The following is a 25,787-nucleotide window of genomic DNA, read 5'->3' on the forward strand; positions in this document are numbered from 1 at the left end:
TCCCCCCAACCTCCTCAAACCCCTCCCCACCCACATTCCGATACGCCACGTTCGCCGTCGCCAGCGCGGGAAACAGGGTGAGGGACTCCAGCCGATCAAGGGCATCACGGGCCGGCGGACGCCGGTCCAGCGCCGCCAGGGAGTCGGAGTTCGCCAGATCCCTGGAATGCCCGTTTGCGATCAGCAAATCCTCATAGCCATCGAGATCCACATCGAGAAACAGACACCCCCAGCTCCATTCCGAGGCACTCACGCCCGCCAGAAACGCAGCCTCCGCGTAGGTTCCATCCCCCCGCCCCAGGGCGAGCGTGTTCCGCATCACCTGAACCCGCACTTCGGGCATCCCCGGGGTCCATCCCCAGCCCCATGACGGGAGCGGATCAATCTCCAGCAGGCTGTGCTGCACCTGACGCCTCAACGGAATGCGGCTTCGCATTTCGGCGACAAAAATATCGTCCACGCCATCCCGGTTGACGTCCGCGACATCCACCGCCATGGAGGCCCAGCTCGTCTTGCGTAACGACCGCAGGGGCAGCGCCCGAAATACGCCGCCGCCCTGGTTGATCCAGATGCGATCCGGCGTGAAGTAGTCGTTGCAGACGTACAGGTCCGGCAGACCGTCGCCGTTCAGGTCCCGAAATTGTGCCGACAATCCCCAGTCCTTTGGGATCTCGACGAGCGGATGACCTTCTTCATCCAAAAACAGCCCGTCCGTCCAGGAAACTGCGGTGAAACGCCCACGCCCGTCGTTGAGGTAGAGCACATCCGCCTCCCCCATCTCCAAAAGTGCCATGCCGCCGGAGGCGCTTCGCTCCACCCGAAACTGTTCCCGATGCTCCGGCGGCACCTCCCAGCCACTCGTGCCCTGACGAATCCGCACCCGGACCGGCGAGTCCTTGGCGGTGTCGGCCCGATAGTTTGTGACGTACAGGTCCAGGTCTCCATCGCCGTCCACGTCGGCCAGCGCCAGTGAATGGCTGCCACCGCGTGTCTGAAGTCCTGAATTCCGCGACTCGGTGAACCGCCCCCGCCCGTCGTTCATCCACAGCCGGGTGCCGCCCCCCAGGGAATTCACCAGCAGATCAAGGTCGCCATCACCGTCCACATCCACCAACACAGCTCCCGTCGAAAACTGGCCCGGGCAACCCACACCGGCAGCCGCCGTGATGTCCTCGAACCGCCAGCCGCCGCGATTGCGGTACAGGACGTTGTCCGAACCGAGCCCGCACAGATACACGTCGCACCATCCGTCGCCGTCCACGTCGCCCAGGGCCACCCCGGCGCCGTCCTCCAGCAACCGGTTGGTCGCGATCTGCATCGGGGTCAGCCGGTTCACAAAGCGGATTCCGGTGGCTTCAGGTGGCAGGACCGCGAATCCGGCACCGTGCTTCGTGGCGGGATGCGCTGCCGCCGATCCCATATCCGCGGCCAAGAGTTTCGTCGCAAGCCAGGCCGCCCCTGTGCACAGCAGCCACAGCCTGATCGTCATTTCCGCATTCCCGAACCAACGACTCCTCCGAATCGGAGGCCGGTCTGCCTGGCAGGAAATGATGGACACCAGATGAAGTGGACAAGCGTGGTAGATGATGGACCCAGGGATCGCTCCCGGCGCCGGCAGGATTCATAGCAAGCGCCGCATGGAGATTCAATGAACGGGGGCTGCCGATACGGGTCGATGCCTCTGCGTTCACGGAGGATTCCAACCAGCCAGAAAGAAGGACTGGTGGGTTGAGAGGATGCACTTGGACATGGTGACCGAGGCGACAAAGGGACATGTCCTTGGTGTCTTCTCGTAACCCACCAGGCCCATTTCCGGTGGGGCGAAGGTCCTCCCTATACGTCAGCGCGTGGAGTCCCAACCGGCCCGACTGGAAGATTCCGGCACGGTTTATGGGGAGCCTCAATCCCCGGGTCCCCACTGTGGGTTCCCATCCGCCCGACGGGAAACCGGGGGTGCCAATAAAAAGAGGGCCGGGCGCTGCCGCCCGGCCCTGTGAGAATCCTCAGGCGCTCAGTTCGAGGCGCGATAGAAGATCTGCGATGTGCCAGGAGGCACCGTGTACGGGCTGGAAGCACCCGGTACCGCCGTGAAGGCGCCTCCAAGCGTCTCGGCCGCCTCCAGAGTGCCCGTGTACAGGATCTGAACCCCGGTCTCGGAGGTGATGAGCGTGATCGTCGGGACGACGGCATCCGACCGCGGCGCCACGTTGGTGCCGATGCGGATCCGCTGGACGGAGTAGTTGGACGCGTTCTGGTTGCCCTCGAGGTCCGTGCCCTCCATCCCGTTGCCGGCGTAGGCATTGCCCGGAGGCGCCGCGGAGCCGGTGTCATTCATGGACGAGAATCCGAACAGCAACTGGTTGCCCAGCGGCAGATCTGCCGGCTCAGGATCCAACGCTTCCCACACCGTGCCGTCGTAGGATACGTAGAACATGAAGCCCGCGCTGCTTCGGGTCACCCGCAGCCAGCGAGACGACATGGGGGAGCTTTCCGGATCCGGTGTGCCGGCAGCATCCACCGCCCGCTGTTCCAGATAGTATCCCTTGATGCCATTGATCGGCGTGGTCCAGCCGAACCCGGCATTGCCGTTGCCGTAACCGCCACCTTCCTCCTCACGCCAGAGGGGGATGCCCGCGCGGTTGGGAGCGGCGTTCTCGATGTAGGTCGTGTTGGCGACCATTGGGACCAGGGTGCCGCCGGGAGTGAACTCCTGCCCGGGCAGATACACCGACTCACGGAGCATCAGGCCCGAGTTGGCCCAGGCCGCGGTGTTTGCAGGGCGATCATTGCGGCTGACCTCGACCATGACGTCAAAGTCACCCACCAGCGGCGTGGCGTTGCTGACGTAGTGAACGTAGTCGCCAGGATTCCAGGCATTCGATCCGCCGCCCACAATTTCGATCTCCGTCTCGGTGTCACCCGACGACACCGCAACTGCCTGCCCGACCCGGTACGGGTCATCCCCCGGGGTCGGACGGTTCTCGGGGTCCTGGATGAGGCCGATATCCGCAGACGCCCAGTTCGACGCCCTGGCCGTCACCTCGGAATTGGCAGCAATCGGATTGCCCGCCGTGTCCGTGACGCCTCCAAGCACCGTCACCGTGAACGAATCGGCCGTCAGGCCATCCACCGTCAGATACACCGAGTCGCCGCCGATGCCCATGCGGACCGCGGTGATCGTGCCCTGGCTGAGCTTGTAGTTGATGGGAAGCACCGCGGAGGCCGCCTTCACCGGCTCGGAGAACTTCACGCCGACGAGCTTCTTGTCGCCGGTGCCCGCGGAAACGAGGCGCGGCGGGGTGACGTCGGTCACCACGGCATCGCCGTAGTTTGAGAATTGAACCGAGGCGAGATTCTCACCACCGGACGGTCCGAAATCAGGATCGTCCACGTAGCTCGCCGAGAACGCATAGGCGCCGACCAGGAGTGTCGCCGGCCATTGCTGGTAACGCTGGCCCACAAGGGCCCAGTTGACGCCGTCGGTGCCGACGTAAGCCGCAAACCAGTCGCCCACGCGACGCAGGCGCAGCCACTGATTCGGGAGCGTCTCGTCAACTCCCGGATAGCTCCGGCCATAAGCCGTGTAGTTTTGCCCCTCGATGGCTCGGCCCCGAACCGTCACCTGATTGCCACCGGCAGGAACCTCACCTGCGGGGTTCGATGCATTGATCAGGAAGGACGGACTCAGCGGGTCGAGGGTGGCCCGGGCCTGCAGACCGCCGCTGGCGAGGGCATCCACAGGGTCGGTGACCGGTCCACTGGTGATGCTCGTGATCTTCACGATCTTGTCGAAGTCGCCGGTGATGGACTCGTAGGCGAACTCCTGGATGTCGCCTGGCTGGACGGGATTGCTTGCCGAAGGGAACGCCACAAGGCCCGGACCCTCAATGGTGAAGGCATCAGCACCGGTGGCGGTAACGGATCCTTCGGGAATGACGATGGGCAGAACTTCCGGCTGGATCTGCACTGCCGTTAGGCGCAGTGCCTGTCCGGTGACGCCGAGCGTCGCTTCCGTGGTTTGACCCGCGCCCGAGATCGGATTCGTCCAACGCAACTGGTACACTCCGGCATCCTTGGCGGTCGCGCCCAGAATCGTCAGGGCGACCTTGCGGGTTGTCCCCTGATACTGGGGAGCGGCTTGGATCGGCTCGCCGTCCTTGTACCACTGGAAGTGGTTCGGGCTGCCGGTGACGTTCGCCGCCAGCGTCACATCGGTTCCGGCCGCCACAGTCTGATTGCCCGGGCTGGAGACCAGCGATGCCGCCACATTCTCGACGGTGAACACGCCGAACCCGGCGGTGCCGAAGGCTACGAGCACCTCGGATTTGTCGAGATTTGCCGGAGCGGTGGCATCCGGATAGACATCCACCCACCCATCGTACAAGTACGACGCGGTGTTCGGTTCTTCATCCACCTCGGTGAAGTCCAGCTTGAAGGAGCTGTTGCCACTGGCGATGGACCCATCATGCCGGTGAATACCGATCCAGCCCGGCTTCTTGATCTCACCGAACTGGTTGTTCCAGCTCGGGCTTGAGAAGGCGACGATATAGTCGAGGGCGGCATCGGCCGCGAGCGCCATGTTCCAGTTGCCGTCATACCGCTCCACCCCGTCCACTTCATGATTGATTGGCCGACCGTCCTTGCCGGCCGCCTCCCAACTGAACGCCGGCAGGCCACCAAACGCCGACTCGTTGCGAAGGTATATCGCGACGTTGGGCTGATTGTTGTAGGCCGGGCTTGGCGACGGGTTCAACGGATTGGACGTGTAGCGGTTCGGACGCGCCTCCCATCCGGTTCCCGGATAGTGACCCGCGTAGACGACGGAAATCCCCTGGCTTGAACTGCCGCCGTAGTTGCTCGGCAGATCAATGGGGAAGGACGTCAAACCGCCCAGGGCGTAGTCATTGCGACGCGCACCGTTATCACGATTATCCACACGGCCCACCGGGGAAAAGTTCAGCCCGTCGGTGGTCTTGAAAACCTGCGGATGCTGTCCCGCCCGCCAGGTGCCGCCACCAGCGAGAATCACCGTGTTCGCGCCGGAGCCTTTGACATGGATTTCGCGGAAGCGAAATGCGTTGGCACCGTCGCCCACAGTCAACTCATCGCCCACGCCGGAAACCTGCTCCTCGTAGGCCACCGTCGGCGTGGTCTCCCAGCCGCCGCCATCCCTGGGTGCATAGCGCAGGATGATGTGCTTGAAAGTGCTGTACAGGGCGCGCTGGCCCTCGGGACCCTCATCAAGCGCGACACGCCAGAATTGGTTGATGGCATTGCTCATCGCACCGTGGTCCGGAGAAGTGACGTCAATACCGATGTCCGCCGCAGCGGTGAGCGATTCCCTCCAGGCAATGCCGAGCGGCTTGCCGCTTTCCGCATCAATCCAGATCAGCGACCGATCGGGATAGGCCTCCGCCAGTGCAGCATCCGCAGGGGAGATGCTGGGATCCGTTTCATTGATCCCGTTCTCACGAATTCCCAGTAGGAGACGGGCGCTGTCATAACGGATGAGGGTTCCGTAGCTGTCCAGCAGGGACGTCCCGTCGGTGGTGTCCGATTCCGGGCCGAGACCGGTCTGCTTCTTCAGGATCGGCAGCAGGTCCGCTTCAGCGACCCCGAAGCTGCCGTTGATGTGTTGGTACCATTTCGGCGTGATCTCCTGTGCGGAGACCATTTGAGCCGCCGCAGCCAGGGCCGCAGCGGAGATTAAGGTTGGTGCGTGGAATTTCATAATGACTGGAATTTGCAGACGAGGACTGTGCCCGTCAGGCACCCGGACGGCCACCACACCCGGAACATGGCTTGTTTGGAATTCCCCTCGACGGGTGCATTCGGAAACAAGTGACCAGGCGCGAAGGCAAGCCAGATGGGGAATTTCACGAAATTTTTCCCGCGCTGTCGAGAGTTCCGTGGCGAAAACGGGCAGAAGATCACCCATTTGGGGTAGTTGCCACATCCGACGGGGACCCGGTCATCGGATCACGCGGATGCCGGAGGTCGAAATCTCCACCTCGCGCGCGCCGCCGGGCACGGCGTGCACCGACTCCTTAGCATCTGGCCAGCGAACCCAGACTTCGCCGGGCTCCGTGCCCCCTCCCAACATCATCACGGCGCTGTTCTGGGACCAATAGCCCGAGCCGGCCTGAACCTCGCGAATGGGACCTGCCGGACGCCCCCGCACCCTCCCGCGGACCTGCACGCCGACCCCGGTCGGATTCCCGACCGGACCGGCAAAACGAATGCGCAGGCCGGGGACCGCGCGCTCGTTGCGGAAGAGCCGTGTGGCGTCCCCGTTCTGCGTCACCACCAGGTCCACCCGGCCATCGCCGTCAAAATCGCTGGCTGCTGCCCCGCGCTGTTCCCCGTGAATTCGCAGACCGGACGCGATTGGCGTCATTGCCACCAGGGTCCCCGTGCCATCGCCACGCAACAGCAACCCGAGGCCCGCATTGTCCCGTTCGTCCTCGAGACCGTCCTCGGCGGCATTCTGCCCGAGAAACACATCCTCATGACCGTCGCCGTCGAAGTCGGCCGCCACCACGGCAAACGCCGGGGCGAACTGGGCCGGCGACGGTAGCGGACACGCCTCGAAGTGATCCCCGCGGTTCAACAGCACAATCGAATCGGAAACGGCAGCCGTAACCAGGTGGGCCCCGGACCCGCTGGCCCCCAGAATTTCAGACATGGATGCCGCCGCAAGGGCCCTGCGGGTCGGGAACTGCTCTCCGATTTCCGGCCACGCCGCCCCGAGTCGGTCCCGTGAAACCCACGCAACCTCGCGGCCATTTGACCCGTCGGGCCGGGCTTCAATCACCTCATGGGTCCCATTGGTGTCGAAGTCCCCGTGATACGCTCGGACTCCAAAAGCTCCCGCCTCCCGATACCGGGTGTTGCGCCCCCGGTTGGCCGCCACCATGTCCAGCCGCCCATCCTCGTCGAGGTCCACGGCAGCAACCCCCTGCCACCACCCGGTCAGATCCCGAAGCCGTTCCGGCGCGCGGAGATCTCCCAGCCACCGAACCCCGACATCCCGCTCCGTGAGGGTTCCCCCCTCGTTCCAGAACACGCGCAACGGCCCCCAGTCACAGGCCACCACCAGGTCCGGATCTCCATCACCGTCCAGGTCGGCGAACATCGCCGACGTGACCAGACCGAGGTGTTCCCATCGGGCAGACGCTTCCTCATCCAGGTCGAAACCACCCTCGCGCCCCAGCAACAGGACGGACGCCGTGGATTGCGGATAGCGCCCGGGCACCACACGTCCGCCCACGAAAAGGTCCAGCCAACCGTCCCCGTTGACATCGGCAAGCGCCATGGGGCCGATGGCCCCCGGCAGCACCGTGCCTCCCAATCGCATGACCCCGGCCTTCAGGTCGAGGATCCGCAATCCGCCGGTGCCCCCCTCGTAGCGGCTGAGCGCGGCCAGCACATCCGCCGCACCGGTCACCCGCGGCTGGATCAGGATGCCCGCGTGGTCCAAGGGCGTCGGGCGGTCCAAAACGGGAAAGGCCGCGGGCGAGAACCCTCCCCTCCCATCGTTCAGGTAGGCCCCCAGCCGGCCACCACGCCCGCTGCCGATCACCAGGTCGTCATGGCCATCCCCGTTCAGGTCCCCCCAGGCCACCGCGGGACCGAGGCGGTCGAGACTGCGTCGAAGCAACGGTTGCCGGGCCTGCCCGTCGAACGGCGCCTCCACATGCCGGTGCTCCAGCCGATCGCTAACATCGGCAAACAGGGGCACTCCCGGGACGGGTTCCCGCTTCGGCACCTGCGCCCCTTTCGGATGCACTTCAATCTCCGAATTCGCCGGTACGTCCTCCCACGTCGTCTCCCGCCCGTCCGGCCACCGCACGCGCACCAGGAGTTGGTGGGTTGCCGGCCCCGCAGCAAATACCCGCACGGCATCGTCCCCGGACAGGTACCGCCCTCCGGCAGTCATCTCCTGCTGCTGCTGCGGCACCGCTCCCCCCAGCACCTCGATGCGCGCACCGATGCCCGCCCGGTTGGCATCCCCTCCCCGCAGACGGACCGCCAGACGCGGCGCCACGGACTCATTGCGCAACAGGCGCGCCCGGCCGTTGAGATCGTTCACCACCACGTCCAGGTCGCCGTCCCCATCGAGATCCGCGAGCGCCATTCCCTGGGAGATTCCCGTGTGCCCGAAGCCCCACGCGGCCCCCGTCTCCTCGAAGGCGAAATGCCCCAGGTTCCGGAAAGCAAGATTCGGCTGGGACAACGGCGGGAACCGCAGACGCAGTTGCAGGGCCGCCGCATCCGAAAGCCGGTCCCGCTGACGGATCTGCTCGATCGCCTGGGCCACATCCGCATCCTGCACATCCCGCTCAAACCCCGTGCCGATCAACACGTCCTCATACCCGTCGAGATCCACATCGAGGAAAACCGGAGACCACGACCAGTCCGAGGCCGCCATCGCGGCCCACCATGCAATCTCGGCAAAGGTCCCGTCACCGCGCCCCGCAAACAGCGTGTTGCGGGCGACCTGCGGGCGTGCCTCCGCCCCGGTAAACAACTCCGGCTCCGCGGACATCGCCGGCACCGTCACCTGCCGGCGAACCCAGTCGCGGCTCAACATGTCCGTCACCAGGAAGTCGTCATGACCGTCCCGGTCCAGATCCCCAAAGTCCACCCCCATGGAAAACCAGCTCGTCTTGCGCAGGGCCAGGCGCGGAATGGCCCGAAACCGGCCGGAGCCGTCATTGATCCAGATGCGGTCCGGGGATCCGAGATCGTTGCAGACATACAGGTCGGGCGCTCCATCGCCATTGAGATCCCGAAACATCGCCGCCAGGCCCCAGTCAAACGGCGGCGCAAGCAGCGGACGCCCCCGCTCATCCAGGAAGGCCCCGCCGGTGAACGGCACCTGGGAAAAGCGCCCGCGGCCGTCATTCAGCATCAGGCGGTCCGCCTCGCCATGTTCGGTCACGCGTCCCGAGTCATCCACGGAGAACCGGCCCATCAGATCCGGTTCAGTGGTCGGCCGCCCGTTGACGGCAACCACCGTGGGCCTGCCCTCCACCACCTGAATTCGAAACTGCTGCTGAAAGGCGTCCCGCACCGTCGAGGTGCGGTAATGCACGATGTACAGGTCCAGGTCCCCGTCTCCATCCACATCCGCAAGGGCGAATGAGGTGGGGCCCGATGGCGCCTCGAGCCCCGACGACGCCGTGTCATCCCGGAAACGGCCCCGTCCGTCGTTCCTCCAAAGGCGCGTTCCCTGCCCCACGGTATTGATCAGCAACTCCGGCCTGCCGTCGCCATCCAGGTCAGCCAGCACGACCCCGCTGACATCGAGCGCCGCCAGGGCATGCCCCGGAGCCGCGGCGGACTCCGGTAATGCGTCCGCGGTGATGTCTTCAAACTGCCACGCCCCTCGATTGCGGTACAGCGCACTCCGGCCGCCGAGTCCTCCGAGGAAGACGTCGCACCAGCCGTCGCCATCCACATCCCCAAGCGCCACGCCGGAGCCGTTCAGCAGGATGTGATTGGTCAGGGACCGGGCCGTTGCGAGATGGTTGGTAAACTGGACGCCCGTGATCCCGGGCTGCATGTCGGTGAATCCCGGACGGCCCGACGGAGGCACGGCGAGCGGTCGCAGACGCCCGCCAGCCCCGGGCTGCCACTCCGCGGCAGCCATCGGGACCGACACCGGCGACAGGCAGGCCAGAAGCGCGGCCGCTCCGGTCGTCATCCACGCGGTTTGCCGACTCAGGTTCACGCTCAATCCAGCTCCCGGTGCATCCGGACACGACAACTTGCGCGCCCGGAGTGCTCCGCGCCACATGGCGCACACACCTTCCCCCCTGGCCAACCGCCGGGGTCAGTCCTCACTGAACAGGTATTCGAGATCGTCGCGGGTGAGGTTGCTCGCGAAGCCCTCCTCGCCGAGGACATCGGATATGGTCTGGGACTTCTTCTGCTGCAACTCCCAGATCTTCTCCTCGACCGTGCCCGGAGTGATGAGCCGGTAGGCGTTCACGGTCCGGGTCTGCCCGATGCGATGCGAGCGGTCAATCGCCTGCGCCTCGACCGCCGGATTCCACCACGGGTCATAGAGCACCACATAGCTGGCCGTCGTGAGGTTGAGCCCGGTCCCCGCCGCGCGCAGCGACAGCAGGAAGACGCAGGAATCGCTTTCGGCCTGGAAGGCGTTGACCACCTCCTGACGGTCCTTGGTCTCCCCGGTGAGCGTGTGGGTGCGGATGCCCCGCTCGCGGCAGGCGGCCTCGAGCAGCTTGAGCATCTCCACAAACTGCGAGAACAGCAGGACCTTGTTGCCCGACTGAAGAATGGGCTCCAGCAGTTCGAACAACGTGTCGGTCTTGCCACTGGCGCTGTCGTTGCCGACCAGCTTCGGATGACAGCAGATCTGGCGCAGCCGGGTGAGCGCCGCGAGCACGTGCATCTTGGACTTGGCGACCCCCTTCTCCTGCAACGCCTTCATCACCTGCTCACGACTGCGGCGCAACTCGGCCAGGTAGAGTTTGCGCTGCTCCTCGCCCAGATCGCAGTCGCGGCGCTCCTCAATGCGGTCCGGCAGATCCTTGGCAACCTGCTTCTTGAGACGACGGAGCATGAGCGGACGCAGCCGCGCACTGAGCCGGCGCCGGGCGGTTCCGGCCTCCCATTCAGGTCCGTCGCCCTTGGGCTCGTAGGTCTCGTGAAAATGGGTCTGGTTGCCCAGATAGCCGGGCTGGATGAAATCCACGATGGACCAAAGATCGAGCAGCCGGTTCTCCAGCGGCGTGCCGGTGAGGGCCAGGCGCTGTCCGGACCCGATCTCCTTCACGGCCAGGGTCACCTGCGCGTTGGGATTCTTGATGAACTGGGCCTCGTCGAGCACGAGGGCGCGGAACTCGAACTTCTGCAGCTCTTCGAGGTCGCGCCGGAGGATCGCATAATTGGTGACCACGATGTCGTGCTCCGGGATCTGACGCCGCAGGACATGCCGGGCCTGGCCGGACTGGAGCACCAGCACCTTGAAATGGGGCGTGAACTTCTCCGCCTCGCGGCGCCAGTTGTGCAGCACGGACGCCGGACAGAGCACCAGCGAAGGCTTGCGGTCCTTGCGGTGCTGTTCGTGCAACCAGGTCAGCCAGACGAGCGTCTGGAGCGTCTTCCCGAGGCCCATGTCGTCGGCCAGGATGCCGCCAAGCTTGAGACGCGACAGGTTGGCGAGGAAGTTGAATCCCTCGAACTGGTAGGGGCGGAGTTCCGCCTGGATGGCCTCGGGCAGTCGCGTGTCGGGGACCCCCTTGAAGTTCGCCAGCTTTTCGCGTAGCTGCGCCACGGCTTTCTCCGTTCCGAGCTCGGCGATCGTAGCCTCATCGAGCTGGGTGGCATGCAGCAGGGAGGCCTTTTGCGCATCGGCACTGAGGCCCTCGAGCCCCAGGGTTGCGGCGGTTTCGTGGGCCTTGCGATTGGCATCCACATCCACCTCGACCCATCCCCCGTCCGGAAGCTTCACAAACCGGGTGGTCGCGGCGGCCAGCCGCTGCAGGTCCGCATGGCTCAATCGCATCCCCTCGGCCTCCCATTCCGCGCTGACGCTCAACCAGTCAATGCCCGAGCCCTTCAGGACCAGCTTCGGCTTCACGAGGCGGCGGTTGAGGAAAAGCCGCTGGAACCCCGGATTGCCGAGGTACTCGGCCTCCCGCGGTTTGTCCGGCCAGGCCGCGGCCAGCGCACTCAGGAACAATTCGTTGGCATCGCCCACCCACAGTCCGGGATCGGGGGTGAACCAGTCGAGCTGCTGCAGCCAGCCGATCGCCGCGGCAATCCGGGGATCGTCAATCACCTCGGGCCGGTCGGCCTGGCCGTTCTTGTGGGGCGTCACCCGGGCCCACTCGTGGCCGTTCCATTGCCAGTCCGAACCGTCCAGATCGCTCACCGCCATCAGCCGGAGCCGCACCACCTCGTCGGCCAGTTCAAAAACAAACCGGGGACGCGCCGGATGCGTGATGCACAACTGGCTCCAGTCCACCTCCACCGCCGGCACCGACATCTCGGGGCCATGCCCGTTGTGCCCGTTGGTCCCGCGGGCGGGACGATGGGTCTGCGATTTCCTCAACTCGGTGAGGAGCCGGTGCGACAGCTTCTTCACCGGCAGCACCGGCCGCTGGGCCCACGGGCCCAACAGCGAGGGCGGCGGCGCATTGCGCAGGATGTGAAATTCGTTCTCCACCAGCACCAGCACCGGCTGCCCCACGAAGAACCGGCACTCCGACAACGGACGCGTCTGCCCGTCCGGAAGCGCCAGCAGGTGGGTGAAGCTCAGCTCGTCGTCAATGGTCTCCAGATGCGGCTTCAATTCCGCAATCTGGCCGTGGAACTGGAGGCTCGTGGCCTGCCCGGTCAGCTCCAGCCGGGATCCGTGCGCCCACGTGGCCAGCCAGGTCAGCAGGTCCGAGCCTTCCAGCACCAGCAGTTCACCGTCCCCCACGCGGTCCGACCAGTTTGCATGCAGCCAGTCAATGACCGCCCAGTCATCCGCCGGAAACAGCTCCGCCTCGTGCGCAGCCCGGGTCCGCAGCTCGCATAAATCGGCGAGAAACCGCTCCTTCTCCCCCGAGCGCGACCGGAACAGCAGGAACGTGACCCCGAGACGCCATTGGTTGAGCCCGTCGGTCACCCGGCGCGGCTCGCAGAGGATCCGCAGCGCCGCCTTGGGTGCGTCGAGATGGGTGTGCGTCGAGGGCAGCAGCCAGTTTTCCAGCTCCTGGACAAACTGGGTCTCCTTCTCCGACTGCTCGACCTCCTGGAACCGCTCGAAATTCGCAAAGGGCATCAGCTCCGTCGGCAGCGACCGGTTCGCGCGCAAAAAGAGCATCGCCACCTCCTCCAGCCGCGCGCGTCCCGTGGCCGACTGGATCCGGTTCCACCAGTCCGTCACCCCGAAGTCCCCCCGGCGCAACGCAAGCTTTTCCAGGTAGTCGTCAAACAGCAGATAGGACCGCTGCGGATCCGCGCACGCGCCCAGCTGCTTCAGCACGCCCTCGCGCTCGGCAACCTTCTCCTTGGAATCGGACAGCTCACGCCGCAGGTCCGCGAAGGATCCATAGGTCGTGTTGAGCACCTTGTGGTGGGCATCGTACTTCGTGTTGGCAGCGACCGGACGGGTACCGGAGCGGGACAGGCGGGAACCTCTTGGCATGACGGGTAATTTCGGACAGTGCGTGACGCAGTGTCGTATTTTCTCGTCTCACCCCCCGTCCAAGGTCAACAAGGAATTGTTCCTCCGGTCACCTTGCCCGCCCTGAAACGGTCCTCGGACGGACCAACAGGAACCACCGCAAGGCGCCTTCAAGGCACCGCCAGCAGCTCCGCCTCGGTCCAGGCATCCTCGCGCTCGGCATGGGCTTCGCGAACCGCCGTCACCGCACCGACCGATACCGGGGATGCCGCATGGCCCCAGGCGCGCCGGATGTAGGTCAGCAGATCCGCGATCTGGGCGTCCTCCAGCGCCCCGACGAAGGCCGGCATGGCCAGGTTCCAAACCGTTCCGTTCACCGTCATCGCATCCCGGACACCGTGCAGGGCAATGCGGATCAATCGCTGCTCGCTGCCGGTGGTCCACTCCGACGAGGCCAGTGGTGGCGCAAGGCCCTCCTGCCCAAGCCCATGCGGCTGGTGACAGGCCCCGCACACCACCGGGTACAGCTCCCGACCCCGCTCAAAGCTTTCCTGCTCGGCCCCTTCCAGCGATGCCACGGCCACCGGCGCCTCGTACCCGGGTTTCTCCGGCCAGACCAGCAGGACGTCCAGACGCGCCAGCCGGTTGTGGACATCCGGGTCGTCCACGGTGCGCAGCCGGGAAAGGCCCGGCGGTTCCGCTTCAAAGACAATCGGCGTGATCAGCGGGGGGGGATGCCCCGGCCGCGGCGGCGCGGGAAGGGTTGCCACCATTCCGTCCAGCAGCGCCCGCTGCTGCCAGTCGCCCGCGCCGCATCCGGACGTCAACGCCAGCAACCGGGCCACCCGCACCGGGTCGGCCTCATGGGTGATGCAGCGTGCGAGCCCGCTCAGCAGGGCCACATGACCGTCCTTGACCGTGCTGCAGTTGGGATCCGCCAGCAGCGCCGCCAGAAACTCCAGTTCGCGGCCCCCAATGCCGCTCAACGCCGCATGCACCCGCAGCGCGTCGGGCGCCGTGTTCATCAGCAGAGCTCTCAGAATGGCGTCGGCCGTCGGCGTGCCCACCGCGCCCAGGGTCAGCATGAGCTGCAGTTGCTCCTCCGCGGGAATGAAGCCGGCCCGGCGGTAAATCAGGTTCAACGCCGTCTCGCGCTCCGGGCCGTCCAGGAATCGCTCCGTCAACCGCAGCGCCGCCGATCGCACCATCCCATCACCATCCCCCAACGCCACCTCGATCGTCGGCAGGTCCAGGGCGCCCAGCCCTTCGAGGGTCCACAGCGCCGCCAAACGGCCCGGCGCGGAGGTGACATTGGTCCGGATCAACTCCCGGAGCAGGGGCGTCGCCGCCGGATCCGCACGTTCCACCAGCCGCTGCTGGACGGCATCCCTCCAGAAGCCGTTGGGATCCGTGATCCGACCCACGAGCTCCGCCGTGGTGGGCGGGTCGGACAAGGGGCGGACCCTTCCGGGAGGCCGGTTCGTGTTCACGATCCGCCAGATGCGCCCGTGGTCCACCGGCGTCATCAGGTCCCTCGACTCCAGTTGCCGGCGCAGATAGCTCGTCAGGTAGATCCGGTGCTGGATCAGTCCCCGGTGGAGGTCAAGCACATACAAGGCCCCATCGGGGCCGTTGTAGAGGTTGACCGGACGAAACCGCTCATCCGACGAAGAGAGAAACTCCGACGCGTCATAGGCATTCGTGGCCGTCAGCAGGCCGTGATGGTTGAAAATCCGGTTGCGGCGGATGAAGTTGCCTGTCGGCTCGCACAGAAAGACATCGCCAGGAAATTCCGGGCCAAACTGGTCGCCCCGGTACACCACCGGCCCGCAGGCTCCCGTGAACGAGGCCAGGTGCCCCTCGGGCGTGAGCTGCCCCGCCTGGTACCCCCGGTTCACGCCCGGATTCACCCGCGAAGTCCACACCCGCTGGTCCTTGGAAAGAGGCACATTGGCCCCGAACGGGGACCGGAGATTCCGATTGCGGGCGAAATAGGCGTCGGGAACCAGCTCCGCCCGGATCTGGTCGGAATTGGAGTTGAAGTACAGGCGTCCGCGATCGTCCTGGGTCAGGCCCCACTGCCCTCGGAACTGGGTCGGGCCGAAGATCCAGTTCGTCGGGCTGCCGTTCCACCGCATGCGCCCGGTGTGGTTGGCCGAGTACACCCAGTTGTCCCGGGCCCAAAGCAGCCCGTTGCTCGCATGTTCGGGATTGGACTTGTCGCCCAAGGCCGGGTCGTTCTGCGTCGCATAATCCGAGGCAATCTCGACCCGCTCGTCGGCCCGGCCGTCGCCGTCGGTGTCCCGCACGAACCACAGCCGTGGTGGCTCGGCGACCACGACGCCATCCCCGGTGAGCATCAGCGCCCGGGGCATCACCAGGCCGTCGAGGAACACGGTCCGCCGGTCCATCCGGCCATCGCCGTCCACATCCTCCAGGATCACCACCGAACCACTGGGCTCCGACTCCGTCGAACCCTCCGCGTCGTTCATGTATCCCGTCATCTCTACAACCCACAGCCGCCCCCGGAGGTCAAACTGCATCGCCACCGGCGAGCGCACGAGGGGCTCCGCGGCGACCAGTTCAACGCCGAAGCCGGGCGGCAGACGGAAGGCCTGTTGCGCCGCCCACGGATCGAGCACCGGCGCGGCAGGGATGCGGTCCGGCGGGACCACGTCGGCCTGCGCTTCTCCGGCACGGTCGCCGCTCTGCCCGAGGACGTTCCAGGCCATCAACAACAGCAGGCATGACTTGAGAAAATTCATCGGCGCTCAGAACCGGTTCCAGAACTCCGAACACCCGCCCACTTCGGAGGCCGGCAAATTCAGGAGCTCCGCGGGTACGTACCGCGCTTTCGCCCCGGCAACAAGGCCCGGCTCATCTGCAGGCTCGCGGTCGGCCCGGCAGGGACCCGGCCGGATGCGTTGAGCGCGTGCGCGATATCCCCCCTCCGCCACGTCCGGCGTCCTTCGCGTCCGGCGTGACGATTCGATCGTCCGAAAATCGCCGCAGCGGGTTCAGCCGACGCACATCACCGGCCAGAAACCCCGGGCGGCGCCGCCAATCGCCGACGGCACGGCTACGCCGCCAACACCCGGCCCCAGAGAACCTTCAGATAGCGTCCCTCGGGAAAGCTGGACATCACCGGGTGGTCAGCCCCGGGGCCGGTGTGGTCCAGGATCTGCAGCGTGCGGTCCAACCGATGCACCCCGCGGACCACCAGTTGCTCAAAGGCTTCCGCGGACAGCTGGCCGGAGCACGAGCACGTCACCAGCAGGCCGCCCGGCTCCGTGATGGAGGCGCCCAGGATGTTCAGATCCTCATAGCGGCGCAGCCCCTCGGCCTCGTCGAGGTCGGCGCCCAGCAGTTTCGGCGGGTCCAGGATGACGACGTCAAACCGGCGGCCGTCCTTGCGCATCTGCCGCGCATAGCTGAACGCATCGCAATGCACCCAGTCCACCCGCACCCCGTTCAAGTTCGCATTGCGGCGTGCCTGCGCCACCGCCCGCTCGTCAAGATCCACACCCGTCACCGCCGCCGCGCCACCCGCCACCCGTGCCGCCAACGCAAAGCCGCCCGTGTAACAGCACAGGTCCAGCACCCGTCGTCCCGCGGTCAGCGCCGCAAGCCGCCGGCGGTTGTCGCGCTGGTCGCAGAAGAACCCGGTCTTGTGCCCCGTCGAAAAGTCCACCTCGTGCCGGACGCCCTGTTCCTGGATCTTCACCGGAGGGACGGCATCGGAGGGCAGCAGTGACGCCGGGATGCGCTCCTGCCGGGCGATCACCGGATCCACCTCATACACCACGCGGCGCGTCCCCAGCCGCGCGTGCAACCGGGGCACCCAGGAGGCGACCCGCTGGGCGATGCCCAGGCTGTGGACCTGGACGCTCAGCACGTCGGCATACCGGTCCACGATCAGACCCCCAAGGCCGTCGCCGTCCGAGTTGACCACCCGGAAGGCGTCCGTTGCCTCCGGCAGCCGGAGCCACTCCAGGCGCAGATCCACAGCGCGGTCCAGCAACCGCTCCAGCAGGCCCTCGGTCGCGCCGTCCGTTCCCCGGGACACCATGCGCAGCGGCACCCGGGCGTGCGGGTTCCATAACCCCACACCGAATACCGCTCCCATCCGGTCATGGACATGCACGAGCGCACCCGGAGTGGCATCTTCCGACGCCTCCCGGATCATTGCCGGATACACCACGGGACGGAATGCCGGGTTCTTGAGCTGAACCCATGGTCGCCGCCAGCCGGAGCGGTCCACCGGAGGGGGCGGCGACGACGGCGCGCGGAAGCGCGGGCGGGTGGAAAGGCGGCCCGACGACTGTTGAAACTCCGGATGCACGCCCCCCGGCTAGCCCCTCCACCCCTGCAGGGCAATGGCGAACTCCTCAGCCCCCCGCGCCGGCAGCGCCCGCGGAGGGCGTCCGCGGACGCACCTTGGCGAACGCCGCCTCCCGCAGATGAACCGGGGCCAGGGCCTCCGCGGGCGTCGGCGCACGCCCGATGGCAAGCCGGGCAAGGATCGCCGCCGATGGGTGTCGCACCCTGCCGCCCGCAAGCGCCGCCGGCAGATCCGGCCCCGCCACCATGCCCCCGCTGCGAATCCGGTCGGCGAGCGCGTCCACGGGCAGCAACCGGAGGCCTCCGATCAGGACCCCATCCCGCGCCTCGACTACGGTGAACTCGCCGCGCTGGGAATTCACCGCCAGCAGCACGTCGCCCTCCGTCGCCACGCCGCTGGCGAGCACCTCCAGGCTGCCCACGCCAACCACCGGAATGCCGGTCGCCAGTTGCCATCCCTGCGCGACGGAAATGGCCAGACGGACCCCGGTGTGGCTGCCCGGGCCCAACCCCACCGCCAGAGCGTCCACGGAACCCCGCCCGACACCCGCCTGTTCGAGCACCCGCGTGATCAACCCAAACACCGGAGTCCCGCGGGTCCCCTCATGCACGACTTCCGACAGCACGCAGCCCTCCGTCGCAACAGCCACACCGCGACGGTCGGACGAAAATTCAAGCGCCAGGATCGTCATGCACGATCTCCCGGGTGGTTTCATCCAGGGCGAGGAAACGGATCCACCGGACGCCGGACCCGACCGCCGCCGAACCGGTGATCCAACGTTCCACCCATTCCACCACGCTGACGCCGTCGGGCTCGGCGAGGAATTCCTCCAGACCGGCACTCAGCACCTCGGCCGGACCCGACAGCCGGTAGAGGTCGAGATGATGCACGGGCAGGCGTCCTCCGGAGTATTCGTTCACGAGGGAAAACGTCGGGGAATGGACCCGGCCGGTGAACCCCAGGCCCCGGGCAAATCCCCGCACCCACGCCGTCTTGCCCGCACCCAGGTCCCCGCAAAGCCCGTACACCTCACCGGCTCGCGCAAGCCGCCCGAGGCGCTCCCCCAGCGCCTCGGTCTCCCGAACCGTCCGTGTCACCGTCACCGGCATCCGCCGGCAGCGTGGCGGGCCGCCCGGATGGAGGGAAGCATCCATCCCGCCGGGAACCGCCGCCGCACACGGGGCCAGGAGGTCATGATCCATTCACCTGGAAATGTTCGTACCCACGCACGGGCATCGGACGCAGTCCTTGCGGGGTGCGCAGCAATTGTCCGGGGCCCGGGGTCACCTTGCCGATGCAGGTCAGGCGCGTCCCCGGAAAAGCGGCCCTCCAGGCATCCTGCACGCCGACGGCATCCGCGGCGGCGGTGGCGAACAACAGTTCAAAATCCTCGCCGTCGGTGAGGGCCGCCAGCACCGGGGGACGCACCCGATCCCCGGCCCGTGCCCGCAGCCGGGCCGCGCGGCGGATGGGCAGGGACGACTGCCGGATCTCCGCGCCGAGTTCGCCGCTCGCCGCGAGCAGTTTGGCGAGGTCACCTGCCAGGCCGTCACTGACATCCATGAGCGCGTGCACCCGTCCACTGGCCGCCAACCAGCGGCCCTCCTCCAGCCGCGGCTCAAAATCCAGGTGATGGCCTTCGATTGAGCCGCCCAGCTCGCCGGTCACGAACAAGGCATCCCCGGGGCGCGCCCCGGAGCGCAGGAGGGCCCGGCCCCGGGACACCGACCCCACCAACGCCACGTTCACCAGCAATCCCCCGGGATTGGTCGTCGTCTCACCCCCGACGATCGCCACGCGATGACGCACCGCGAGCCGTTGCATGCCGCGGTAAAGGCCAAGCACCCGTTCCGGTTCGAATCCGGATGGCAGCCCGAGGGTGACCACGGCCGCGGTCGCCGTTCCACCCATCGCCGCCACATCGCTCAGACACCGCGCCAGCGCCTTGTGGCCCACACGCTCCGGCTCGGTGCCGGACCGGAAATGGACCCCCTCGACCACCGCATCAGTTTTCAGGAGCGTCTGCGCGTCCGGCGCGCCCAGCTCCAGCACCGCGCAGTCGTCCCCGGCGCCCACCACGACGCCATCGTTCGACGGCAGCATCGGGATGAGCCGTCGGATGAGCTCAAACTCGGTCACGGAACCAGCAGACCAGAACCACCCTCCCGATTCGATTCAGGAATGCCGAAGGTCCGACGCCACTGGGAAGCGAATCCGTCCTCAAGTGCGGAAGATGGTCATGGAACCTCGCAAGGCATCGCCATCGCAGCGGTGCGGGATCCCGTCGCGAAGTGGTCGGCACCGCGCGGATGCCCGCCGCCGCCTCACCGCGGTGGGAAATCAAACTCCACCTTTCCGGTGTCGCCGAGCACCAGATGCGCCGGAAACGGCTTGCCGGACTTGCTCACAAACTCGGTGAGGAGGTCCGAGCGCCCGGTGGCCAGCAGCTTGATCGCCTGTTCGCGCGTCACCGGCTGCTGCAGGATGACCCGCCCGATGTGGAACGTGCACTTCCGTGTCGCGGCCTGGCTCCGTTCGCACAGGTAGCTGTCCGGGCCCTCAAACACCGCTCCGCCGCACTTCGGACATTTTCCCAGGGACTCAAGCCCGGTGAAGTCCACGGGTGGTGCCGCCTCCTTGGTCGTCCCTTTCGCCCCGCGGACCGGCCCCTTCCGCTCCCGCGGCGCAAATTCGAACCCGACCTTGCCATCGGCATACTTCAGGTAGGCCTCGAACTTCCTTCCGGTCTTCTTGGACACGAACCCCTTCAGCAGGTCGGTCCGCCCCTCCGAGAGCAGCTTGGCGGCCTGGACGCGGTCCACCGCCTGCTGAAGGATGATGGCGCCCGTCTTGAAGTCGCACGTCCGGGTGGCGTCCACCAGCTTCTCGCACACGTAGTTCATGCCGTGCTCGAACACCCGGGCGCCGCACTTCGGGCACTTGCCGACCGGCTCCTTCCCGGTGAAGTCCACCGGATCGCCCGACTCCGGACGCGAGTCCTCACCAAAATCGAACTTCGCCTCGAATTCCGGGGTGAGCCGGATCAGGGCGGCGAAGGGGAAACCCTGTTTGCTGCGGAAGCCCTGCAGGGGCCCCACCTGGCGGTCGCGAATCAGCGCCTCGATCTCGGCCGGCTCGAACTGGCGTCCCGCGGTGATCTTCCACAGCGCAAAATCGCACTGCTGGCACTGGAACTTCTTGTAGGTCTCGTGCACCTCCCCGCCGCATTTCGGGCACGGGGTTGCCAGAACCCCGAAATCGCCGGGAATCGTGTCGTGCTCGTACTGCTTGGCCTTGGAAACAATGCTCTCGGTGAGGCGGCGGATCTCCGCCATGAAATCCTCCCGGCGCAACTGGTCGCGCTCCATCTGCTTGAGCTGGTACTCCCAGTTGCCGGTGAGTTCCGGCTTGGTGAGCGTCTCGACACCCAGGCCATTGAGCAGGGTGATCAGCGAGAAGGCCTTGGCCGTCGGCACCAGCTCGCGCTGCTGCCGGTGGAGGTACTGCTCCGAAAGCAACCCCTCGATGATCGCCGCCCGCGTCGCCGGAGTGCCCAGGCCCCGCTCGCTCATCGCCTCGCGCAACTCCTCATCATCCACCAGCTTCCCCGCCCCCTCCATCGCCGACAGCAGGGTCGCCTCGGTGTACCGGGCGGGCGGCTTGGTGACGCTCGCCTTCACCTCGATTCCGGTCGTCGCCACCTGCTCCCCCTGGTCCACCGGCGCCAGCGTGGGCGATTCATCGGTGTCGGCCTCTTTCCCGTACACCTCCAGCCAGCCGGGCTTGACCAACACCTTGCCCGTGCTCTTGAACGGCTCGCCCTCCACCCGCGTGATGCGCACCGTCTCCAGAAACTCGGCCGCCGGGAAAAACACCGCAAGGAAACGCCGCGTCACCAGGTCGTACAGCTTTTGCTCGGGCTCGCTCAGGCCCTTGGGAGTCACTCCCGTGGGAATGATGGCAAAGTGGTCGCTGACCTTCGCGTTGTTGAAAATACGACGGTTCGGGCGCACCCAGCCCTCCGACAGGATCTTCGCAGCAAAAGCCCCGTAGGCGGTGCCCTCCAACGACCCCAACGTCTGGCGCACGGTCGCCACGTAGTCCTCCGGCAGGGCCCGCGAGTCGGTGCGCGGATAGGTCAGCACCTTGTGCTTCTCATACAGGGCCTGGGCCAGCGCGAGCGTGTTCTTGGCGCTGAACCCGAAGCGTCCGTTCGCCTCGCGCTGCAGGCTGGTCAGGTCATACAGCAGCGGGGACAGCGAGGTGCTGGGCTTGCTCTCCTCGGTGACCACCCCCGGCCTCCCAAGGCAGCGGTCCCGGATGGCCTCCGCGCGGGCCCGGTCCCAGAGCCGCTCAGGCTTCAGGTCGGGATCCTTGTCGTCCCCCTTGGCGAATTTCTCGTCAACCCACCGGCCCGTGTATTCGCCACGGGCTCCTTCGAAGGTGCCCACCACCTCCCAAAAATCACGCGGGACAAACCGCCGGATCCGCTCCTCCCGCTCCACGACAATCGCCAGGGTGGGCGTCTGGACCCTTCCCACGGTGGTGAGGTGAAACCCGCCGGTCTTCGAGTTGAAGGCGGTCATCGCCCGGGTGCCATTGATGCCCACCAGCCAGTCGGCCTCCGACCGGCAGACCGACGCGTCGGCCAGCGGACGCATCTGCGCATCGGTCCGCAACTGCCGGAACCCCTCCCGGATGGCGGCTGGAGTCATGGACTGCAGCCACAGCCGCTGCACCGGCTGACGCGCCCCGGTGTAGGCCATGATGTTGCGGAAGATGAGCTCGCCCTCGCGGCCGGCATCGCAGGCGTTGACGACCGCGGTGACATCCTTCCGCTTCAGCAGCCGCGCCAGCACCTTCAGCCGGTTCTCGCTCCGCTCAATCGGCTTCAAGGCAAACCGGGGCGGGATGTGCGGCAGCGTGGCAAAGGACCATTTGCCCTTCCGGATCTCAAACTCCTCCGGGACGATCAGCTCCAGCAGATGGCCCACCGCCGACGACACCACATACGCGTCGCCCTCGAAGAACTCGCCGGATTTGTCCTTCGCGAGACCCCCAAGGGCCTTCGCGATGTCCGAAGCCACAGACGGCTTCTCGGCGATGATCAGGGACTTACCCATAGGCAAGATCGAGCGGACGTGTAGCCGCCGCGTTTCCGCCCGGGCAAGACTTACTTTTCAGTAGCCCATCCCCGGGCGCGGCTCGCGGCGTCTCTCAACCAGTTCTCCATGAGAGGGTTGCACCGCTAGACATTGAACTTGAACAACAGGACGTCGCCGTCCTGCACCACGTACTCCTTGCCCTCCATCCGATACAGCCCCTTCTCCCGGGCCGCCGCCACCGAGCCGCACGCGACGAGGTCGGCGTAGGCCACGGTCTCGGCCTTGATGAAGCCGCGCTCGAAGTCGGTGTGGATGACCCCGGCTGCCTTGGGCGCGGTGTCGCCGGAATGGATGGTCCAAGCACGGACCTCCTTCTCGCCGGCCGTGAAGTAGGTCCGCAGGCCGAGCAGATGATAGGTTGCGCGGATCAGGGCCCCGACACCGGATTCGCGGACCCCCAGTTCGGCCAGGAACGCCGCCGCCTCCTCCGGGGAGAGATCCACCAGGTCGCTCTCGATCTGCGCGGAAATCACAACCGCCTCGCACGCCAGATGGCTCCGGGCGTAGTCGCGCACCCGGCGCACATGCGGGTTGTCGTCGGCCGTGGCCAGGTCGCCCTCCCGGACATTGCAGGCAAAGATCGTGGGCTTGTCCGTCATCAGCCAGAACTGCCGCGACACGGCCTTCTCCTCTGCCGCCAGTTCGAGGGTCAGCGCGGGCCGTCCGGCATCGAGGTGCGGCTGCAGTTTCTGCAGCACCCCCTGCTCCGCCTGTGCCGCCTTGTCCCCACGCTTGGCGTCCTTGGCCACACGCTCCAACCGTTTGTTCACGCTCTCCAGGTCGGCCAGCACCAGTTCCGTGGTGATCGTCTCGATGTCGCGCACCGGGTCCACCGATCCCGCCACATGATGGATGTCTGGATCCTCAAAGCAGCGGACCACCTGGACGATTGCGTCCACCTCCCGGATGTGGCTCAGGAACTTGTTCCCCAACCCCTCGCCCGCGCTGGCCCCCTTCACCAGGCCGGCAATGTCCACAAACTCAATGGCCGCCGGGATGACCACGTTCGTGCGCGCAATCTGCTGCAGCACCACCAACCGGTCGTCCGGCACCGTCACCACCCCCACGTTGGGGTCAATGGTGCAGAACGGATAGTTGGCCGCCTGCGCCTTGCGGGTGCGGGTGACGGCGTTGAAAAGGGTGGACTTGCCCACGTTGGGCAGTCCGACGATGCCGGCTTTAAGCATGACGAGCCGCGGAGAATGGCCACCCCCGGGGTCCGCGCAAGCGGGAACCCTCCGGCACCGCGCGCCAAAAGGACGTGTCGGTTTGCTTGGGAATCGCGGCATCCAGTGGGGAATCTCTCGGGAAGCCCCCCCGCGGGGACGGGCGACCGCACCCCCCGGACAGCCAGCACGTCGCAACACCACGGTCCCGGCAGATCGTCTACAGGCACGGAGAATCCCACGGGCGCATTCGATCGGTTTGAGGAACTGCCGGCAGGCCGGCTCCAACTCGGTCCCGGGCGCCAGCAACTTCTGCTGCGCCCGGAAGGCGTCCCACGCGGCAATCTTGCCGAGATCCGGGCACTGCGGCTGCGTGCGGCGCCGTGACCCCGGGATGCACCGACCGGAACCCTTCGAACCGGCGTGCATCGGGATACCATCGGTGCCGATCCATGGTTCGTTTCGTCAGGAACCTCCAAATGGAGCTTGCCCGGGCCACGCCCCCCCGTTTATTTCCCGGGCGTTTTGCGCAGGCGGGGTAGCCAAGTGGTAAGGCAGGGCTCTGCAAAAGCCCCATTCGTCGGTTCGATTCCGACCCTCGCCTCCAGTTCTAACATGCTCAAAATCAGCGCGTTAGAAAAATTCTGAACCTCCAGTGCCAGCAAAAGTGCCAGCAAAATGGCTACTCAGGAACTCCTAGGGAGTAAGCCCTGAACTACCCCGGCACTCCTTGCCAGAGACGCACTAGGCCGTGCGTTGGGTGTACCAGCGACACCCGCACTGATCCACGGACTGACAGGCTCGAACTCGAAAGAAATCGAGCCATGAAAAATCGTTTCCGCCTCTACCGCCGCACCAAAACCGGCGTGTTCTACCTCCACGATGGAGACACCGGGAAACAGGAGAGCTTGGGCACCCGGGACCGCGCTGAAGCCAAGACGCTTCTGGCCACCCGCAACGAAGCCGTCCGCCAGCCCCATCTCAACCTCCAGATCGCCCGCGCCTACTTGGCGGCCTCCGATCCAGCGTCCACCAAGCGCACTTGGCAGGTGCCCCTGGAGGAACTCGCCAAGACCAAATCCGGAACCACCCACGACCGCTGGATCAGCGTGCTCAAGGACCCGGCCTTTGAAGGGATCCGTGAGCTGCCTCTCCTCGAAACTCGGGCCGAGCATCTGCTCAAGGTGATGGAGACGGGCACCGTCTCGACCAACGTCTTCCTCCGTCGCGTCCACAATTTCGCCTTGGACATGGGATGGCTGCCATGGCCCCTCATTCCCAAGAAGCACTGGCCCAAGATCCAGTTTCGCGACAAGCGGGCGATCACGGCCGAGGAGCACCGGGCCATCCTTGATCATCAGCCCAATCCCACCTGGCGCGCGTTCTACCAACTCTGCTGGCTGCTGGGAGCCTCCCAGACCGACGTCGCCTTCCTCGCCGCGGAAAACGTGGATTGGGGGGCTCGCGTCATCAGCTTTGCACGGCAGAAGAACCGATCCATCTCGATGGTCCACTTCGGGCCTGAGGTCGAGGAGGTGCTGCGGACCCTGCCTGCCACGGGTCCGTTCTTCCCAAAACTGCGCACGATGAACTCAGGGCACCGCGCCACCGAGTTCACCCGAATCTGCCGTCGGGTAGGCGTCAAGGGTGTAACCCTTCATTCCTATCGCTACGCGTGGGCCGAACGGGCCAAGCAATGCGGCTACCCGGAGCGCTTCGCCCAGGAGGCACTAGGGCACAACAGCAAAGCCGTCCACCGGTCGTACTCCCGGAAAGCCAAGGTGAAGCTACCGTCCCTGGAGAGCTTCGAGAAGCAGGCGGCCGAATCGAAGGTCATCGCCTTTCCGTCGCCCCAGCCATCGGAAGTAGCGCCTCAGGATCCAAGCGCCCTGCGGCCGTCGTAGCGACCCCAGGGGATCGTTCACGACGACAATTTCCAACGCGTCGGCGACCATTCCTTTGCC

At 66.2% G+C, this 25,787-nt stretch carries 12 protein-coding genes and 1 tRNA gene; 2 read left to right on the plus strand and 11 right to left on the minus strand.

What is annotated here, in order from left to right; translation table 11 throughout:
- From KF791_09535 to ychF, 11 genes are all read right to left on the minus strand, one after another.
- On the minus strand, positions 1-1,489 hold a 1,489-nt coding region (locus tag KF791_09535), incomplete at its 3' end, for a VCBS repeat-containing protein (GenBank protein ID MBX3732824.1).
- A 522-nt stretch (positions 1,490-2,011) separates the two neighbouring features.
- On the minus strand, positions 2,012-5,731 hold the full coding sequence (locus KF791_09540; GenBank protein ID MBX3732825.1) for an immunoglobulin domain-containing protein: 3,720 nt from the start codon (positions 5,729-5,731) through the stop codon (positions 2,012-2,014).
- A gap of 240 nt (positions 5,732-5,971) precedes the next feature.
- Positions 5,972-9,709: a VCBS repeat-containing protein gene (locus tag KF791_09545; protein MBX3732826.1), complete on the minus strand. Its 3,738-nt coding sequence runs from the start codon at positions 9,707-9,709 to the stop codon at positions 5,972-5,974.
- Between the two features lie 129 nt (positions 9,710-9,838).
- Positions 9,839-13,171, minus strand: coding sequence for a DEAD/DEAH box helicase (locus KF791_09550; protein MBX3732827.1), 3,333 nt, complete (start codon positions 13,169-13,171; stop codon positions 9,839-9,841).
- A 149-nt stretch (positions 13,172-13,320) separates the two neighbouring features.
- Entirely contained in the window at positions 13,321-15,915 is a 2,595-nt protein-coding gene (locus KF791_09555; GenBank protein MBX3732828.1) for a c-type cytochrome, read from the minus strand.
- A gap of 314 nt (positions 15,916-16,229) precedes the next feature.
- Positions 16,230-17,336 (minus strand): class I SAM-dependent rRNA methyltransferase, encoded by a 1,107-nt coding sequence (locus tag KF791_09560; GenBank protein MBX3732829.1) that lies wholly within the window; start codon positions 17,334-17,336, stop codon positions 16,230-16,232.
- Between the two features lie 202 nt (positions 17,337-17,538).
- Positions 17,539-18,183, minus strand: a complete 645-nt coding sequence (gene tsaB, locus KF791_09565) for a tRNA (adenosine(37)-N6)-threonylcarbamoyltransferase complex dimerization subunit type 1 TsaB (protein ID MBX3732830.1) — start codon at positions 18,181-18,183, stop codon at positions 17,539-17,541.
- Positions 18,164-18,601, minus strand: a complete 438-nt coding sequence (gene tsaE / locus KF791_09570; protein ID MBX3732831.1) for a tRNA (adenosine(37)-N6)-threonylcarbamoyltransferase complex ATPase subunit type 1 TsaE — start codon at positions 18,599-18,601, stop codon at positions 18,164-18,166. The genes tsaB and tsaE overlap by 20 nt, the downstream gene beginning before the upstream one ends.
- Positions 18,602-18,683: 82 nt before the next feature.
- A complete protein-coding gene (gene thiL / locus KF791_09575; protein MBX3732832.1) occupies positions 18,684-19,631 on the minus strand; it encodes a thiamine-phosphate kinase in 948 nt (315 codons plus the stop codon).
- A gap of 185 nt (positions 19,632-19,816) precedes the next feature.
- A complete protein-coding gene (locus KF791_09580) occupies positions 19,817-22,615 on the minus strand; it encodes a DNA topoisomerase III (GenBank protein MBX3732833.1) in 2,799 nt (932 codons plus the stop codon).
- Between the two features lie 125 nt (positions 22,616-22,740).
- A complete protein-coding gene (gene ychF / locus KF791_09585) occupies positions 22,741-23,844 on the minus strand; it encodes a redox-regulated ATPase YchF (GenBank protein MBX3732834.1) in 1,104 nt (367 codons plus the stop codon).
- Positions 23,845-24,355: 511 nt separating this feature from the next.
- Here ychF and KF791_09590 point away from each other — a divergent pair.
- Positions 24,356-24,430, plus strand: a tRNA-Cys gene (locus KF791_09590).
- 217 nt (positions 24,431-24,647) lie between these two features.
- Positions 24,648-25,727: a tyrosine-type recombinase/integrase gene (locus tag KF791_09595; protein MBX3732835.1), complete on the plus strand. Its 1,080-nt coding sequence runs from the start codon at positions 24,648-24,650 to the stop codon at positions 25,725-25,727.
- The last annotated feature ends 60 nt before the right edge of the window (positions 25,728-25,787 follow it).

The sequence above is a fragment of the Verrucomicrobiia bacterium genome, assembly GCA_019634635.1.
Classification (GTDB): domain Bacteria; phylum Verrucomicrobiota; class Verrucomicrobiia; order Limisphaerales; family UBA9464; genus UBA9464.

What these genes read in the sequence shown, in the direction of transcription:
- KF791_09540 (MBX3732825.1), bottom strand. Translation starts at nt 5,731, where the DNA reads ATGAAATTCCACGCACCAACCTTAATCTCCGCTGCGGCCCTGGCTGCG.
- KF791_09545 (MBX3732826.1), bottom strand. Translation starts at nt 9,709, where the DNA reads ATGACGACCGGAGCGGCCGCGCTTCTGGCCTGCCTGTCGCCGGTGTCG.
- KF791_09550 (MBX3732827.1), bottom strand. Translation starts at nt 13,171, where the DNA reads ATGCCAAGAGGTTCCCGCCTGTCCCGCTCCGGTACCCGTCCGGTCGCT.
- KF791_09555 (MBX3732828.1), bottom strand. Translation starts at nt 15,915, where the DNA reads ATGAATTTTCTCAAGTCATGCCTGCTGTTGTTGATGGCCTGGAACGTC.
- KF791_09560 (MBX3732829.1), bottom strand. Translation starts at nt 17,336, where the DNA reads ATGATCCGGGAGGCGTCGGAAGATGCCACTCCGGGTGCGCTCGTGCAT.
- tsaB (MBX3732830.1), bottom strand. Translation starts at nt 18,183, where the DNA reads ATGACGATCCTGGCGCTTGAATTTTCGTCCGACCGTCGCGGTGTGGCT.
- tsaE (MBX3732831.1), bottom strand. Translation starts at nt 18,601, where the DNA reads ATGCCGGTGACGGTGACACGGACGGTTCGGGAGACCGAGGCGCTGGGG.
- KF791_09580 (MBX3732833.1), bottom strand. Translation starts at nt 22,615, where the DNA reads ATGGGTAAGTCCCTGATCATCGCCGAGAAGCCGTCTGTGGCTTCGGAC.
- ychF (MBX3732834.1), bottom strand. Translation starts at nt 23,844, where the DNA reads ATGCTTAAAGCCGGCATCGTCGGACTGCCCAACGTGGGCAAGTCCACC.
- KF791_09595 (MBX3732835.1), top strand. Translation starts at nt 24,648, where the DNA reads ATGAAAAATCGTTTCCGCCTCTACCGCCGCACCAAAACCGGCGTGTTC.